At 30.6% G+C, this 15,407-nt stretch carries 16 protein-coding genes; 7 read left to right on the plus strand and 9 right to left on the minus strand.

Annotated elements, in window-relative coordinates:
- Positions 1-247: 247 nt before the first annotated feature.
- The 4 genes from ACEN2F_RS12705 to ACEN2F_RS12720 all read left to right on the plus strand — a co-directional run bounded on the left by ACEN2F_RS12705 (position 248) and on the right by ACEN2F_RS12720 (position 3,257).
- Entirely contained in the window at positions 248-1,867 is a 1,620-nt protein-coding gene (locus ACEN2F_RS12705) for a reverse transcriptase domain-containing protein (protein ID WP_441739643.1), read from the plus strand.
- A gap of 152 nt (positions 1,868-2,019) precedes the next feature.
- Positions 2,020-2,778, plus strand: a complete 759-nt coding sequence (locus ACEN2F_RS12710; protein ID WP_441739645.1) for a LytR/AlgR family response regulator transcription factor — start codon at positions 2,020-2,022, stop codon at positions 2,776-2,778.
- Between the two features lie 156 nt (positions 2,779-2,934).
- Positions 2,935-3,081 (plus strand): hypothetical protein, encoded by a 147-nt coding sequence (locus ACEN2F_RS12715; protein WP_441739647.1) that lies wholly within the window; start codon positions 2,935-2,937, stop codon positions 3,079-3,081.
- An 11-nt stretch (positions 3,082-3,092) separates the two neighbouring features.
- Complete coding sequence (locus ACEN2F_RS12720) at positions 3,093-3,257, plus strand: DUF1737 domain-containing protein (RefSeq protein ID WP_441739650.1); 165 nt, start codon at positions 3,093-3,095, stop codon at positions 3,255-3,257.
- 357 nt (positions 3,258-3,614) lie between these two features.
- On the opposite strand, the gene ACEN2F_RS12725 is transcribed toward ACEN2F_RS12720, so the two are convergent.
- From ACEN2F_RS12725 to mnmE, 8 genes are all read right to left on the minus strand, one after another.
- Entirely contained in the window at positions 3,615-4,286 is a 672-nt protein-coding gene (locus ACEN2F_RS12725; protein ID WP_441739653.1) for a hypothetical protein, read from the minus strand.
- 86 nt (positions 4,287-4,372) lie between these two features.
- Entirely contained in the window at positions 4,373-5,023 is a 651-nt protein-coding gene (locus tag ACEN2F_RS12730) for a hypothetical protein (protein ID WP_441739655.1), read from the minus strand.
- 2 nt (positions 5,024-5,025) lie between these two features.
- Positions 5,026-5,442 (minus strand): hypothetical protein, encoded by a 417-nt coding sequence (locus ACEN2F_RS12735; protein ID WP_441739657.1) that lies wholly within the window; start codon positions 5,440-5,442, stop codon positions 5,026-5,028.
- A 28-nt stretch (positions 5,443-5,470) separates the two neighbouring features.
- The gene (locus tag ACEN2F_RS12740) at positions 5,471-5,800 is read right to left on the minus strand and encodes a helix-turn-helix transcriptional regulator (RefSeq protein ID WP_441739660.1); all 330 of its coding nucleotides are present in this window, start codon (positions 5,798-5,800) and stop codon (positions 5,471-5,473) included.
- A gap of 178 nt (positions 5,801-5,978) precedes the next feature.
- On the minus strand, positions 5,979-6,899 hold the full coding sequence (locus ACEN2F_RS12745; RefSeq protein ID WP_441739662.1) for a hypothetical protein: 921 nt from the start codon (positions 6,897-6,899) through the stop codon (positions 5,979-5,981).
- A complete protein-coding gene (locus tag ACEN2F_RS12750; protein ID WP_441739665.1) occupies positions 6,889-8,025 on the minus strand; it encodes a site-specific integrase in 1,137 nt (378 codons plus the stop codon). The genes ACEN2F_RS12745 and ACEN2F_RS12750 overlap by 11 nt, the downstream gene beginning before the upstream one ends.
- 8 nt (positions 8,026-8,033) lie before the next feature.
- Positions 8,034-8,606, minus strand: coding sequence for a helix-turn-helix domain-containing protein (locus tag ACEN2F_RS12755; RefSeq protein WP_441739668.1), 573 nt, complete (start codon positions 8,604-8,606; stop codon positions 8,034-8,036).
- A 244-nt stretch (positions 8,607-8,850) separates the two neighbouring features.
- On the minus strand, positions 8,851-10,251 hold the full coding sequence (mnmE, locus tag ACEN2F_RS12760; RefSeq protein ID WP_441739670.1) for a tRNA uridine-5-carboxymethylaminomethyl(34) synthesis GTPase MnmE: 1,401 nt from the start codon (positions 10,249-10,251) through the stop codon (positions 8,851-8,853).
- Between the two features lie 176 nt (positions 10,252-10,427).
- Between mnmE and ACEN2F_RS12765 the strand changes: the two genes are divergently transcribed.
- From ACEN2F_RS12765 to ACEN2F_RS12775, 3 genes are all read left to right on the plus strand, one after another.
- Entirely contained in the window at positions 10,428-11,264 is an 837-nt protein-coding gene (locus ACEN2F_RS12765; RefSeq protein WP_441739672.1) for a universal stress protein, read from the plus strand.
- A 70-nt stretch (positions 11,265-11,334) separates the two neighbouring features.
- Positions 11,335-12,168 carry a universal stress protein gene (locus ACEN2F_RS12770; protein WP_441739674.1) on the plus strand — a complete coding sequence of 278 codons (834 nt, stop codon included), beginning with the start codon at positions 11,335-11,337 and terminating at the stop codon, positions 12,166-12,168.
- Positions 12,169-12,284: 116 nt separating this feature from the next.
- Entirely contained in the window at positions 12,285-14,057 is a 1,773-nt protein-coding gene (locus ACEN2F_RS12775) for a MutS-related protein (RefSeq protein WP_441739677.1), read from the plus strand.
- 229 nt (positions 14,058-14,286) lie between these two features.
- On the opposite strand, the gene dnaN is transcribed toward ACEN2F_RS12775, so the two are convergent.
- On the minus strand, positions 14,287-15,405 hold the full coding sequence (dnaN, locus tag ACEN2F_RS12780) for a DNA polymerase III subunit beta (RefSeq protein WP_441739680.1): 1,119 nt from the start codon (positions 15,403-15,405) through the stop codon (positions 14,287-14,289).
- Between the last annotated feature and the right edge of the window lie 2 nt (positions 15,406-15,407).

Below are 15,407 nucleotides of genomic sequence, written 5' to 3' on the forward strand. Positions count from 1 at the left end.
ATATTTTAGATATTCAGGTAACGTATTTATTCAAAGTCGCCTCTATTAGAGCACTGAGAACCAATACAAATATACTGTTAAATAGTTCCATCAAATTTAATTAATTGAAGTGTGATGCTGTCAGGTATACATTTACGAATAAAAACAATGACTCAGTAATTGGGTACTAGTCCGACTCTTAGGAGTGTTATGTAAAATATATATCATTATTGCTAGGCTATATGCACAAGGTTTTTTTTATACAAAAATGACACAAATCCCCGATTGGTTAAAAAGTAAAGGTTATCTACATCTATCCCCAAGTTTAAAAATTGGAGAAAATTGGCACGTTTATAAAAGCCAGATTGAAAATAAAGACTTTGTATCTAAATATGCGTTCTACCCATTAATTCATTCTTTTATTCTTGAAAGAAAATATAAAAAGGCGGACAACGATAAGCACTCTACAACAGGTCGGTCACATAAGCACAAACACAAAACTACTAATGAAACTGAAAAGACTGCTAAGTCAAGACCTTTGCATTATGCGAGTCATTATGACGCTTTAGTTTATGGGTATTATGCACACCTCTTGAATCATAAATATGAAGAAAAATTAAGTCAAATTCCTGGACTATCTGATAGCATAACAGCCTATAGAAAACTTAAAATTGAAGAAGGTCTAGATAAAGGTAAAAGTACAATCCATTTTGCAAAAGATGTTTTTGATGAGGTTAAAAAATGTGCACAATTCAACGACGAGATCGCAGTTTTAACTTTTGATATAAAAGGATTTTTTTCTTCATTAGACCATAATATTCTGAAACAAAAATGGGCATTTATTATTGATAAGGAAAAACTTCCGGACGACCATTATAATGTTTTTAAATCTTGTACAAATTTCAATTATGTCCTTTCAAATGATTTAAGGAAAAGACGGTCAAAAGGAAATAGAAAGTCGAGCTTTGACGATAGTAAGCTAGCAAAAATAAGAAGAGAGAAAGGATTCAAATGTTTTTTTGAGTCAAATGAGGACTTTAGGAATCATATTAAGCAAGGAAAATTGAAGATATATAATAACCCTTTCAGAAAAACTGCTTTAAATGGAAAAAAGATTAAAATAGGTATCCCACAGGGGTTGCCTGTGAGTGCAGTTTTAGCGAATATATATTTATACGATTTTGACAAGTCTATTATATTTGATTTGGTTGATAAAAGAGGTGCCTATTATCGAAGATATTCGGATGATATTATTGTGATTTGTAAAGTTGAAGAAATTGATTTTACTAAAAATTATGTCGAAAATTTAATTTTAGAAAGTGAAGTAAAAATAAGTACTGAAAAGACTGAAACGTTCATCTTTAAACAGATAAAATATAATAGAATAGGCCAAAGTAGGCTTACTTCAATTAAAATAAACAAAGACAACAATCATTCAATTGGTTCTCCTTTGATTTATCTAGGTTTTGAGTTTAGAGGTTATAATGTAGTTTTGAAATCAACAAATTTGGCAAAATATTATAGAAGATTGATCAGTATTGTCAAAAGAAGAGCAAAAAGGGTAATTAAAGTTATTGCAAATGATCCATTTCAAAATAAGGCTGTGTACATAAATCAAATTAAAAAGCTTTATAATCAGCCTTTGCGTGAATTGGATTCTGAGAACAAGGATTTAAAGCAAAAACAACGCAATAAAACAGTATTGGAGGATAATGAAAGAGGTGAGTATTCAATGATTTCATCTGAGTATACACCTAAAAGAAAGAATTCTAATTATATGGGATACATTAAAAGGTGTGTCGATATATTTGACAGTGAAACATTTAACCATCAAGTTAGAAAACGTAAGCATATAGTTTATTCTGCAATAAAAAAGCATCTGAAATAAACTGAATTTGAAACAAGATTAAAAACTATTTGTGCAAATAATTAAATAAAACAAGTCCTGGTATTCAAAATGAAAAGTTTAACAATCACTTGCAGAGAAAAATATTTTTTTTTAGAAAGTACATTTATTAAACTAACCAAACAACCTAATTTATGTCCAAATTTAAAGCAGCTTTACTCGACGATAACGAAGAACAATTACAACTTAACAAAAAAATACTAGAGAGCATTGGTAGGCTAGAAGTAGTGTGTTCTTGCACATCTGCAAAAGCTTTTCTAGAGGATATAAAAACGACACCACCCGAAATACTATTTTTAGATTTAAACTTGGGAGATTCCTATATGACAGGAATGGAAATGGCCTTTCACTTAAAATTACCAGTGTTGTTCGTAAGCAGTAATACTTCACAATACATTAAAGAAATTGAAAGATTAAAAAGAGATTATGATCTATGTGTGGACCATATTACCAAACCGTTTACGGAAGAAGAATTTATAAAAACGACACAACGCTTTTTAAAAGAAGTGGAACTGTTCAAAAAAGAAGAATTCATTCATTTAGATTTTGGAGCTACTAAGCGCAATAAAATAGCCATTAATAGCATCGTGTATCTCTCAACGGACAAAAACAACGGTTCTGAATCCAACAATAAACAAATTCATTTTACCAATCGTAAGCCAGAAAATCTGATTGATTTTTCCTTTTCAAAAATGGAAGAGAAAGGGTTGCTAAAATCACAATTTGTTACCATTCATAAATCATTTCGCGTAAACGCACACCATATAAAAAATTATCATAAAAAGAATGAATCAATAGAGGTGGATGTTTTTTCAAGTCTAGGTAAATTCGAATCAAAACTCCTTCAGGTTTCTGAAAACTACCAACCTTTGGTAAAACAATTCAAAAAATAAACCGCTCTTATACCCTTAAAAAACACTTTTGTTCCTCATTATGGGCTGATATGATTCTGAATTATATCAGCCTCTTTTTTTTACTGAATTTTGACTCATAATAAAAGCGGAGGCCGAAAAGCTGATTAGAGTAGGTAAATTTTAAAATTAAAAAGTATGAAAAATGCAAATCAAAATTCAGGTACAAACAGTGGGAACAGTTCAAAATCAGCTGGAGCGTCAAGGAGCAACTCCAATCCTAATTATCCCAGTAAAACGGGTAATCCTTCAGGCGGAAACAGAGGAAATACACCAAAACGTTAAATTTAGAAATCATGGAATATAAAGTTGTAGAAAGCTGGGATGTAATGATTTTTGAAAAAGAAATAAACAAATTATTGCAGCAAAATTGGGAGTTGCTTGGAGGTGTTTGTGCGTCGTATGACAGAGGAAATTCTAAATTTCAGTATACACAAGCAATGATAAAAAAAATAAAATAATCACACTTTGTTGGCTACTTGCAGCCGTCGCATTTGTAATTTTATTGATTGATTTGTAAGAGATTCTTAACGGTATTTGATGTTTAAGTCCGTTTCATCCTTACTAAAATTGTTAGATAAAAAGCAGATCCTAGCGATAGGGTGGCAAAGCTAGAAGAGTATTCTTTATTTCCGAAAAAAAAGGAGTAGTAAATAATTTTACTACTCCTTTTTCATTTTTCTAATTTCGAGCTTGTGGGTCTTTTTCATAAGAGATATTTAATTTTTTCTAAGTAAGATAATAAGATTGTCAAGCAATGTCGATTTTATTTATTCCCTTAAGTTTCGTTTCAATTAATTTTTGAGTGTTTTATAAAATCAGCCTCTAAAACTTTTGCCTTTTGTTTCTATAAAATTAAAATCACTGAAGAGTCTGTCATATATTCTTCCATCATATCGAATGCCAAATTCGTCAAGTCCTTTTTCGAAACTATTTGGAAAAGATGGATCATAGTTACAAGTTATTATTGTTCTTAATCTTTTTTCATTTCTTTGGTAAAGTATTTTTTTGACTAGATTCACTTTTCCAAAATTGGAAGCATCATTCTCAGATTTCACATCGTCGTAACAACGAAATCCTCTTTGATGTTTTATAAAATAATCTTCTCTTTCTTCAGGGTTTTTCAGCTTTTCGAATTCATCTACCAACTGATAGGCACTAATTGATCTAAAATGAGTTTTAGGATCAAAAAGTAAATGGTTATTAAATACTTTTTCTAAGGTTGAAAAAATACTTGTTTTGCCAGTACCGGTATTTCCCATTACTAATAAACCTTTGTCAAAAGAGGGATTTGTCCCATCAGGTTTAATTAAGCATGGAGAATTAAAGAAATTGTCATCCCTAAAAAAGTAATAAAGAACAGTAAATAGTAAGATTTTGCTTTCTTCGGTAAACTTAAAATCACGCTTAAACATAATTTTATACTCAGCACAAAAAAGGTTTTGTATTTCTTCAATGGTATAGCTTTTTATGGGTAATTTGGGTTTCATAACTTTATTTTTATTAATTTCATCTTGTACCGTAGGCTCAGTTAAAAAGTTTTCGGGCTTCAATTTTTGCAGTATTTGTATCATAATTATCTGTTTTTTGTGAATGATTGCTCATTTTTTTTTGAAGTTAGAACTTTCCAATTTTTTAATCGATCTTCTAAATTCCAATAATTAATTTCTTCAAATTTTCGGCGCCCAGTTTGCTTATTTATGGTATCATAATATTCATAGAATCCATTTAAATGTTCTTGAGAATATAAACTCGAAAATTGAAAAATTTGATTTTTAAAATTTTCTATACTTTCTTTATTTTCTTCTTCTTTCTTTACAGTCTTAGTTGTTGTTACTTGTTTGTGGTTGGCTTGTGATTTCGGGGTCAATAGATCGTCAACCTGCGTGTTATTTGCAATAATAGTTCCATCGTAAATTGTTGATTTATTGATTTTTACCATAGTGAATTTGTTCGTGCCTTGGGTGGTTATATAATTTGTTTTTTTAAGTTTACTCAAACAAGTTCTAATTACATTTTCGGTGAGGCATAATTCTTTGCTTAAATTCCCGATGGAGGTAATCAGTTCTCCAGGATTTATGGTGTTTCCTTGCCATTGTTTCACAGTATAATTTGATTTCAATAGTAAGTGAATCATTACTCGAAATGTATTATTATCTTGATACCATTCCCATTCCAGGATTGTTCTCTTTAACTTGAGGAAGCCTGTGTCTCTTTGTTCTTTCATGATTATTGTTTTTTTAGGTAAACTAGACTTTGCGTTTGTAAATCATAAAATGGTCTAGCTCCATCGGGTCTAGGCGGTACATTTTTTATTGAATGATATCTAGTCATTAAAAGACTTTTAATTTCTTTTATATCTTTTTTTGTTGCTGGTTTGTTTTCTTCTTTAGTGAAAATATTTGTTGCAAAATTTACTGCTAATGCTCCGGCTACTGCATTTCCGACTCCAGCGATACTCATTTTATCAACTTGAATAGGATTATTTGTTTTAGTAGGGTTATTTGGTACTGATAGCTCACTTTGATTCTTATTTTTGATATGATTAAGTGATCGACAACTGTCGCTGCAAAAGCGTTGTACAAAACGTCTTTTAGGTTTGTAATTTATTCCGCAGAAATTACACTTGGCCTTTGTTTCTTCCATTTGTTCGTTATTTTACGTTTATTAACGCTTAAAACAATCTGTTTTTAGATAGATACTCGTTGGCCCTGATTTCTAGCTCAGATGTAGTTTCCTGTTTTCCGCTTTTTATCCATTCAAGTATTTCAGATTTTAGGAAATATAGCCGTTTGGATTTTTTATGAAAGGGGATTTTGTTTTTGTGTACTAAACCATAAATACTAGCTTTAGCCAGATCTATCATTTTCGATGCCTCATTTATTGTTAAAAAGCGATCCTCCTCCAGGGGTACTGAGGACTTCATTGCTTTCATAATGTTATCAGTTACTTGATCTGATATTTTTTGAATGATTTCTTCAAATAGAATGTTGTAATTACTCATAATTAATATTTTTAATTTTGAGCAAATCTATGGGAAGACTAAAGTTTTAAATATATACTTTGGAAAGTGGTTGGAAAGTGGTTGGAAAGTTAATGCATTGATATAAAGTAATTAATAAAAACAAAAAAGCCAAAACAACCATAATTCCAATTTGGGTTTTGGACTTTTTTATTACGATTTATTTTTTGTTCTTTTTTATTGTTGTTGTTTTTTGGCTATCTATGAGTCCTTTGATTGAATTTAGATTTAGGATTTCAATTTTTTCTAATAAACTTGTTATTAGGTTACTTCTTTTATCTAATGAATCAGAATAAATAATTCCTTCATTTAGTTTTTTATAAAAGGTTCTACTGGCATAATTTTTATCAAATATATTTACATCGATACTTTCTTTAGTCAAATAAATAATTCTAGCAAATTCAGTTAAGTCTATTTTAGGCTTTTTATCTATTAGATTATCTTTAAAGTAAGTATTATAGACAATATGCAATAATATTATTTTTTCGTCATTATTTAATAACGTAAATATTGGATCAATGTCGGAAGTCGAAGTTTGATTTTTTTTAGTTTCTGCTTTTGATTTTTGTTGAGGATATAATCGCGTATGTAGTTTTTTAAAAAGAGGAGTATTATCCAAAATCATAGGATATTCTGCTAGTTCAAAACCTTTAAAATCATTTAGTATAAACATCATTTCAAATAATCTGGAGTTATTGCTAAATAAATTCGCTACTTTTTTCAAAGCTTTTATAGTCCCCAAAAAGAAAAGGAATTTGTCAAATGAATAATTGGTTAAAAACCCTACTTGGTTAAGTTTTAAAAACTCCGGATAAACATGGTTTTTTAGAGATAATTCAATACTGTTTTCGGAGTATTCAGATAAATTATTTTGAAATACTTGATCTAAATACAATAATTTTTCGTCGGCTATAATTTCGTTAGCATTGATCTTATTTTCTAATTTTTTATTGATTTCATTTAAAATAGATGTAAAAGATCTTGACTCTGCCTTAGAAGTAATTAAGTCTTCTTTTATCTTCTGCTCTGTGCCAAAGTAAGTTTTGGCATAAAAATCATTGTATATTTCGTTAAATTCCATCTAATTTCAAGTTTATTCGGTTAGCAGCAACTATTTTATTTTTGTCCATTATTTTGGTGTAAATCTGTGTGGTTGAAACGTTTTTATGACCTAGAAGTTTTGAAACAGTATAGATGTCTGTACCATTCGCTAGTTGTAATGTGGCGTAAGTATGTCTGAAATTATGAAAGGAAATTTTCTTTGTTATTTTAGAATCAATTAGCCATTTTTTTAAAGGTCTAGTAATTTCAGTGTACTTCACGTCTCCAAATACAAATTCATTCTCTTTTGGCTGCAAGTTTATAATATTCAGGACACTTTCTGATATTGGATGATTATATAAATTACCAGTTTTTTGTTCTCTTATTTTTATGTAATCCCCTTGATGAATGTCTGAATATATATTGCAATATGGTAAAGTCTTTATGTCAATAAAGCGTAGGCCTGTTAAGGCTGAAAAAATTGCCATGTGTTTTAGTTTTGGAAAACTACAATCTGTATTCCATAAAGTCTCCAATTCTTTCTCGGATAAGTATTCTCGATAGGTTTCTTCCTCTTTTATATATTCGGTTTCTTCTGCAAGATTGTGTTCTATAATTTTATTTTTATAAGCCTTTTTAAGAACCATTATAAAATTTTTGTAATAAGAAGATGCTGTGTTGACAGATAATTTTTTCGAGTTGGTTCTCAAATTTGGTGTTTCAAGTAAAAAAGTCCTGTACTTTTTAACATGCTTTTCATTTAAAAAATGAGATTGCAATTTGTCACCTGCAAAAGCCTTAAAATAGTTCAATGATGCATTCCAACCGGAATGATTTGATTTTGTTCCATTGTTAAAGTAGTCATTAACTACAGAGGCGTAAAATTCAATAAAATCGACATCGTAAGTGATGTTTTCTTTAAAGCCATACTCTTTATCTCTAATTTGTGTAAGTCTTTTGGCTCGCACTAAATCGGCGAATTCCAATGTCGATTTATTATGTGCCTTATCGATATCATCTTTTGGCTTATCAAAAATTTGAAGACCTAAAAACTCTCTTCTGGATTCTTTTCCAGTTTTGGGATTAATAATAGGGGGGAAGTAGTCCAAAAACAAACTTGACTTATTGTTTGCTAATGCTTTTTTTCGCAAGGTAACATTTGCCATATTTTTATTTAATTGAAAATGGAATCAATATCTTCTTTTCTTACAAGGGTGTATTTACCTTGCTTTTTCTTTGGTATTTTGAACCTAATAATGAGATTATATAATGCTCCATTAGATATATTGTATTTTTCTTGTGCTTCTTGAATTGTATAGGAATTATCAAGGTTAATATCAATTTCTGAATTTTCAATACTTCTTTGAATTTCTTTCAAATTATTATCAAAATAAGTATCAATATCTTTCCTTCGAATTAGTGTTTTTCTTGCCGAAAAATTAAATGAATTGATTTCTTTTCTTTCGATCAATCTGTAAAGTGTCTTTGTGGAAATATTTAATAATTGAGAAGCATCTTTTACAGTTAAAAAATCTTTGCTTTTTATTGCTTCAATTTTTTCAAGAGGCTCACTTAATTTAATTGATTGAGTTTCTGAATTACTTTTTTCAATTTTTAAATTTCGAATTAGCATTTTGTTGTTTCTACTATTGCAGGTCGGGGAGCAAAATCTAGTTTTCGTAGTCTTAGCTACAAACTGATTTTTGCAATATTCACACACTCTGTTTACACTTAAATTTGAACTCATTTTTCAGACGAAATATAAAGTATTAAAACCCTTTAAAGATAATTAAGCAGAAATAAGGGACGTGATTATCACTAATTCTATTCAAATATAATAATTTTTTTTAATGAGGTACAATATCGGTACAAAAAAAAGATAAATATGCATTTCTATAATAAAATTAAAATTTTTTAAAAACAAAAAATCCCTTTAAATTAAAGGGATTGCGTGTGTTATGCTTCTGTATATTTTGTTATAAAATGTAGATTTATTTTCCGATACAGAAATTAGCAAAAATATTCCCTAACAATTCATCATTAGTAACTTGGCCGGTAATCATCCCAAATTGGTACAAGGCTTCCTTGATATCTAAAGCCATCAAGTCACTGGACAAGTTAGTCTCCAACCCATATTTTACTTTTTTTATTTCATCTAAAGCTTTTAATAAAGAATCGTAATGTCTTGTATTTGTGATTATTGTTTCGTTATTGCGTAGTGCTCCCATGTTGACAAATGATAACAATTTATTTTTTAAATCATCTACACCAATATTCTCTTTAGCAGAAATAGTTTCTAGGATAACGTCTAGCGTTTGAAGTTGTTTTCTAATATTTAGCACCTCATTTTCTGAAAGTAAATCTATTTTGTTGATAACAACCACTAATGGTTTGAGTGGAAATTGATTCTTAATTCTTTCAATTTCTATGATGTATTCAGAACTTTGAACTTTAAACTTTAAACTTTCAAATAAATACAAAACGACCTGCGCTTGTTCAATTTTTTCAAATGTTTTACGAATACCGATGCTTTCTACCAGATCTTGTGTTTCCCGAATTCCCGCAGTATCAATGAACCTGAAACCAATACCACCAATCACTAATTCGTCCTCGATAGTATCACGCGTTGTTCCTGCAATTTCTGAAACAATCGCGCGCTCTTCATTCAATAAAGCATTTAGAAGCGTTGATTTCCCCACATTAGGTTCCCCCACGATAGCCACTGGAATTCCATTTTTGATCACATTTCCAACCGCAAATGAGTCGAGTAAACGTTTTAGTACAAACTCAATTCTATTCAATAATTGATGGAATTGGGTTCTGTCGGCAAATTCAACATCTTCCTCAGCAAAGTCCAATTCGAGTTCTATAAGTGAAGCAAAATTCAATAGTTCTTCCCTCAATTTGGCGATTTCATTAGAGAATCCACCTCGCATTTGCTGCATCGCAATTTGATGGGATGCTTCATTATCGGATGAAATTAAATCGGCAACAGCCTCTGCTTGCGATAAATCCAGTTTTCCATTTAGGAAAGCTCGAAGCGTAAATTCACCAGGATCCGCCATTCGGCAACCTTTTCGTAATAATAACTGAATGATTTGCTGCTGAATATAAGTAGAACCGTGACATGAAATTTCTATCGTGTTTTCGCCAGTATAAGAGTTTGGCCCTTTGAAAATGGATACCAAAACTTCATCTATAGTTTTAGCATCATCCATGATATGACCTAAATGTAGTGTATGCGTTTTTTGGGTTGTTAATTCCTTGTTTTTGATGGATTTAAAAACAGCGTTTCCTATAGTAATGGCATCTAGACCGGAAACCCGAATAACAGCAATAGCGCCCGCTCCCGAAGGAGTTGCCAGTGCAACTATGGAATCTTGAAGTATCATAATTTATTTCAATTTAATGCAAAAGTAGGTAATTTTGAATGGTAACACGAGTTCATTATTAAACCATTAAGATTATTTTTTGTTAAAAATGAGCCAAACTGATAATTATCATGCAATTTTGCTTTTTGTTTTGTAAATTTATATGAGTAATTAGTTAGTAATAAACCACTTGTGTGATGAAAAAAATTCTATTTCCCACCGACTTTTCAGCAGTGTCTAAAAATGCATTTATTTATGCGCTTAAATTAGCAGAATCTATTAACGCAGAAATAGTTACAATGCACGTATATCAATTACCGCAAGCTAATTATATTAATGTTTCAGAGTATTTACACGAAATTTATGATGTTACTGAATTGAGTAACTTTGAAAATTATAAAGATGAAGTCCCACTTTTAAGAAGAATTGCCGAAGATAATAACCTTGGGCATATAAAAATAAGCCATGTTTTAATTCTTGGAAATTTAGTTCCCGAAATAAAAAAAATTACGGAGAACGAAAATTTTGATTTTGTGGTGTTGGGAACTAAAGGAGCTACTGGTCTTAAAGAAACTTTTTTCGGTACAATAGCCACAAAAGTTATGAATGATGTCAAAGCTTTAATTTTGGTAATACCAGAACATTGTAAATACCAACCCATTCAAAAAACACTTTTTATTACCCAATACAAATCAGAGGATACAGCCTCTTTCATAAAAGTGATGTCTTTATCTAAAATTTTTCACGCTCACCTCGATTGCTTGCGTGTGGAAGCAACCCATCAGGAGGTTAAAAAGGATTCGAGAGAAGATTGGAACACATTAATAGAGAAACAAAGTGTTGCGTTTCATTCGATAAAGGGAGACGATGTTGAAGGAATTATTTTAAATTTTATCGATTCAAATGATATTAATCTAATTATAATGCAGGTACATCACAGAAATTTCTTTGAAAAATTATTTGAAATTAGTCTGTCAAAAAAATTAGCTTTTCATATTGATATACCCATTTTGGCAATTCACGAATTAAAATAATTTTGATTGTAATATTATAATAACGGCACAACCAATTTTTTACTACAAAACCACTTTAAAATGATATAAAATGAAAAAAATTCTATTTCCAACCGATTTTTCTACCGTGGCTACAAATGCATTTGTTCATGCTTTAGAATTTGCAAAAATAGTTCATGGCGAACTTATTTTATTGCACACTTTTGAGTTACCAATATATGACAATCAGTTTTTTCCGGAAAATTACGCGGTCATTTATGATTCCGTGGAGTTGGCTCAATTTGATATGTTCAAAGATGAAGTCCCAAAACTTCGAACAATAGCTGAAGAGCGTCATTTAGATAAAATTAAAATATCGCACCGTCTTATGGATGGCGATCTGCTATTTAATATCAAAAAAGTAATTAAAGAAGATAAAATTGATTTTGTAATAATGGGTACTTCTGGCGCTACAGGTTGGGATGCTTTTTTTGTGGGTTCTAATACTGGAGCTGTAATTTCCCGAATTGATATTCCCATGTTGTGCATTCCTCTGGAAGCTAAATTCAAGAAAATTGAAATTATAGGATTCACAACTCGTTTTAGAACCAAAGATAAAAAAGCCTTAAAAATGGTTTTGGATATTGCCAAAAAAACAAAGGCAAAAGTCAAATGTTTGTATGTAAAAACCAGTGAGTCTGATGTTTCAAATGATACAGTTGCTAAATGGGAAGATGAATTTATTAATGAACCCATTGAGTTTTTTGTTATTAATAGCGATGAAGTCAAAGAGACAATTTTAGACTTTATCATGTACAAAGAAATCGATGTATTGACAATGCTTACCTACAAGAGAGGCTTTTTTGAAGGAATTTTTAAACCTAGTTTAACAAAAAAAATAGCAAATAATTTTGACATCCCTATTTTAGCCATTCCTATTGATTGATTCCGTTTTAATTCAGTTGAAATTTTGAATTCTAAGTAGTACGGCATCGCCATTGCCTTTTAATTTAGACTTCATAGTAATCTAATTTGCTATATTTGCAGTTCATCAATTGAATTATGGAAATATACAAAGCAAAAAAGATACGCTTTTCAAACGCATTAACTGCAATCAATAAAAAGTACAGTAGTGTAAGTATTTTAAGACTTATTACTATTGTACTTTTTTTGGTTTCTATTTATTACTACATCAAAAACAATCAGATTATTTTCGTTGCTTTTGCCATTTTTCTTTTTGGATTATTCGTCGTTTTGATGCGTGTTCATTCTAAATTAGCATTCAAAAAACAAGTCAATCAAGCTTTATTTGATATTAATGAAAATGAAATTTCCTATCTCGAAAAGAACAAAACTCCTTTCGAAAACGGGCAAGAATTCAATGATTTTCATCATCCGTATGCCTATGATTTAGATATTTTTGGAGAGCATTCTTTATTCCAAAACTTGAATAGAACTGCTACTTTTATTGGAAAAAAAACATTTGCGAACCAATTGTTATCCATTTTACCAAATGATGAAATTGTTAAAAATCATCAAGCTGTAAAAGAATTAACTAAAAAATTAGACTGGCGTCAGGAGTTTTTGGCTTTTGCCAAAATAAGCAATGACACACAATCTAATTATGAAATTTTGCTCAAATGGAGTACTTTTAATAGTACACCTTTATCTAAACTGAGTATTTTTATTTCTTACTTGTCACCACTTCTTTTTCTTGGAATTTTGATTGCTTATTTAGTTACTGCCAATATTCTTTTCGCTTCTATATTATCATACTTATTGGTATTTAATTTAATTATTTTGGGTCGATTTATGAAACGAATTCAAGCCGAAATTGCTAATTCTACTAATATTGATAAAACCATTCGTCAATATAGTTTGTTGCTTCAAAAAATTGAAAATGAATCTTTTCAGTCGGAAAAATTAATCAATTTGCAACAAAAATTAATGTTCAAAAAAGAAAATGCCAGCGTTCATTTGAAACAATTAGCTGGTTTATTTTCAAAGATGGACAGTATCAGTAATTTTGTTACGGCTATTGTATTCAACGGAACATTTCTCTTTAACCTTCATGTTTTAAAATCATTAATTCAATGGAAAAAAGAGCATGCTGAAGCTTTAGAGAATTGGTTAGAAGTTATTGGTGAATTCGAAATGCTGAACAGTTTGGCCAATTTTTCGTATAATAATCCGGAGTTTGTCTATCCAACATTGAATACCAATTTCGAAATTGATTTCAAGGATTTAAGTCATCCTTTATTGAATGAAAAAACAAGAATAGGAAATGATGTGCGTTTTCATCCAGAATCATTTATGATTTTAACGGGTTCTAATATGTCCGGAAAAAGTACCTTTTTGAGAAGTCTGGGAGTCAATATGGTACTGTCAGGAATTGGGTCGCCGGTTTGTGCCAATCAAGCGAATGTACATCCTTTACCTGTTTTAGTGTCGATGCGATTATCCGATTCGTTGTCCGATAGTGAATCGTATTTCTTTGCCGAAATAAAGCGCTTAAAGCAAATTATGGACGAATTGGAAAACAGACCGGCATTTGTGTTATTAGATGAAATATTACGCGGAACGAACTCCGATGACAAACGGAATGGAACAATTGAAGTGGTCAAAAAAGTAATTGCTAAGAAAGCTGTTGGCGCTATTGCAACGCACGATATTGAAGTTTGCCTTACAACGAATGATTATCCAAATGTATTAACCAATAAATGTTTTGAAGTAGAAATTATCAATAATGAACTTCATTTTGATTACAAACTGCGTGATGGAATTTGTAAAAATCGAAGCGCTACATTCTTGATGAAAAAAATGGGCGTAATTTAATAAAGTAGTCAGAAATCATTGTTCAGTTTGTCTTTGCGAGGAACGAAGCAAACTCATTAGCAAGAGAAATTATAGATAATTATTGAAACAGTTAAATGATATAAGATTCCTTCTTCGTAGGAATGAAAAAAAGATAATTAATTAAAAGCAAAAAAACCATCAAGTTATTAAACGAGATGGTTTTTTAAATATAAAAACGGTTTGGTTAATAGCGTATTTTAAAAGTAAACTAGCTGTTTAGCATTACTGGCATCACAAGCATCGTTACCGTTTCACCTTCTTCTAATCCATCAACAGGAGTAAGGATTCCGGCTCTGTTTGGTAATGACATTTCAAGCATAATCATATCGGATTGCAAGTTAGTCAACATTTCAGTCAAGAAACGAGAATTATATCCTATTTGCATATCATCACCTTGATAATCACAAGTCAATCTTTCTTCCGCCTTGTTTGAATAATCAATATCTTCGGCAGAAACATTCAATTCAGCACCAGCAATTTTCAAACGAATCTGGTGAGTTGTTTTGTTCGAAAAGATGGCTACACGACGTACAGAACTCAAAAACTGAGAACGGTCAATCATTAATTTATTTGGATTTTCTTTTGGAATCACCGCTTCGTAATTTGGATATTTTCCATCAATCAAACGACACATTAAAACGTAATTATCAAAAGAAAAAGTAGCATTTGAATCGTTATATTCAATTTTAACTTCAGCATCCGCAGTACCAAGAATATTTTTTAAAATAGTCAATGGTTTTTTTGGCATAATGAAATCAGCCACTTGAGAAGCTACTACATCAGTACGCGCATATTTTACTAATTTGTGCGCATCAGTTGCTACAAAAGTCAATCCTTGTGGCGAAAACTGGAAGAATACACCCGACATAACCGGACGCAAATCATCGTTTCCTGCAGCAAATATTGTTTTGCTTATGGCTGTTGCCAAAACATTTGCGGGAACAAGTGTAACAGAAGGATCGTCTAAGTTAACTGATTTTGGAAATTCGTCTCCAGGAGCATAAGCCAATGCATATTTTCCAGAATTAGAACTGATTTCTATCGTACTATTTTCTTCAACCGTAAAAGTTAGTGGCTGTTCTGGAAATGTTTTAAGGATTTCCAAAAGTAATTTTGCAGGAACAGCAACGCTTCCTTTACTTTCTGAATCAATTCCTAATGTAGCTGACATGGTTGTCTCTAAATCCGAGGCGGAAACGGTCAATACATTATGGTCTAAATCAAATAAAAAGTTATCTAAAATTGGCAAAGTATTATTGCTATTGATAACGTTACCTAAAACTTGTAATTGCTTCAATAAGTAGGAACTCGATACTATAAATTTCATCT

It is taken from the genome of Flavobacterium sp. W20_MBD1_R3 (assembly GCF_052119725.1).
Taxonomy (GTDB): domain Bacteria; phylum Bacteroidota; class Bacteroidia; order Flavobacteriales; family Flavobacteriaceae; genus Flavobacterium.

What these genes read in the sequence shown, in the direction of transcription:
- ACEN2F_RS12705 (WP_441739643.1), top strand. Translation starts at nt 248, where the DNA reads ATGACACAAATCCCCGATTGGTTAAAAAGTAAAGGTTATCTACATCTA.
- ACEN2F_RS12710 (WP_441739645.1), top strand. Translation starts at nt 2,020, where the DNA reads ATGTCCAAATTTAAAGCAGCTTTACTCGACGATAACGAAGAACAATTA.
- ACEN2F_RS12715 (WP_441739647.1), top strand. Translation starts at nt 2,935, where the DNA reads ATGAAAAATGCAAATCAAAATTCAGGTACAAACAGTGGGAACAGTTCA.
- ACEN2F_RS12720 (WP_441739650.1), top strand. Translation starts at nt 3,093, where the DNA reads ATGGAATATAAAGTTGTAGAAAGCTGGGATGTAATGATTTTTGAAAAA.
- ACEN2F_RS12725 (WP_441739653.1), bottom strand. Translation starts at nt 4,286, where the DNA reads ATGAAACCCAAATTACCCATAAAAAGCTATACCATTGAAGAAATACAA.
- ACEN2F_RS12730 (WP_441739655.1), bottom strand. Translation starts at nt 5,023, where the DNA reads ATGAAAGAACAAAGAGACACAGGCTTCCTCAAGTTAAAGAGAACAATC.
- ACEN2F_RS12735 (WP_441739657.1), bottom strand. Translation starts at nt 5,442, where the DNA reads ATGGAAGAAACAAAGGCCAAGTGTAATTTCTGCGGAATAAATTACAAA.
- ACEN2F_RS12740 (WP_441739660.1), bottom strand. Translation starts at nt 5,800, where the DNA reads ATGAGTAATTACAACATTCTATTTGAAGAAATCATTCAAAAAATATCA.
- ACEN2F_RS12745 (WP_441739662.1), bottom strand. Translation starts at nt 6,899, where the DNA reads ATGGAATTTAACGAAATATACAATGATTTTTATGCCAAAACTTACTTT.
- ACEN2F_RS12750 (WP_441739665.1), bottom strand. Translation starts at nt 8,025, where the DNA reads ATGGCAAATGTTACCTTGCGAAAAAAAGCATTAGCAAACAATAAGTCA.
- ACEN2F_RS12755 (WP_441739668.1), bottom strand. Translation starts at nt 8,606, where the DNA reads ATGAGTTCAAATTTAAGTGTAAACAGAGTGTGTGAATATTGCAAAAAT.
- mnmE (WP_441739670.1), bottom strand. Translation starts at nt 10,251, where the DNA reads ATGATACTTCAAGATTCCATAGTTGCACTGGCAACTCCTTCGGGAGCG.
- ACEN2F_RS12765 (WP_441739672.1), top strand. Translation starts at nt 10,428, where the DNA reads ATGAAAAAAATTCTATTTCCCACCGACTTTTCAGCAGTGTCTAAAAAT.
- ACEN2F_RS12770 (WP_441739674.1), top strand. Translation starts at nt 11,335, where the DNA reads ATGAAAAAAATTCTATTTCCAACCGATTTTTCTACCGTGGCTACAAAT.
- ACEN2F_RS12775 (WP_441739677.1), top strand. Translation starts at nt 12,285, where the DNA reads ATGGAAATATACAAAGCAAAAAAGATACGCTTTTCAAACGCATTAACT.
- dnaN (WP_441739680.1), bottom strand. Translation starts at nt 15,405, where the DNA reads ATGAAATTTATAGTATCGAGTTCCTACTTATTGAAGCAATTACAAGTT.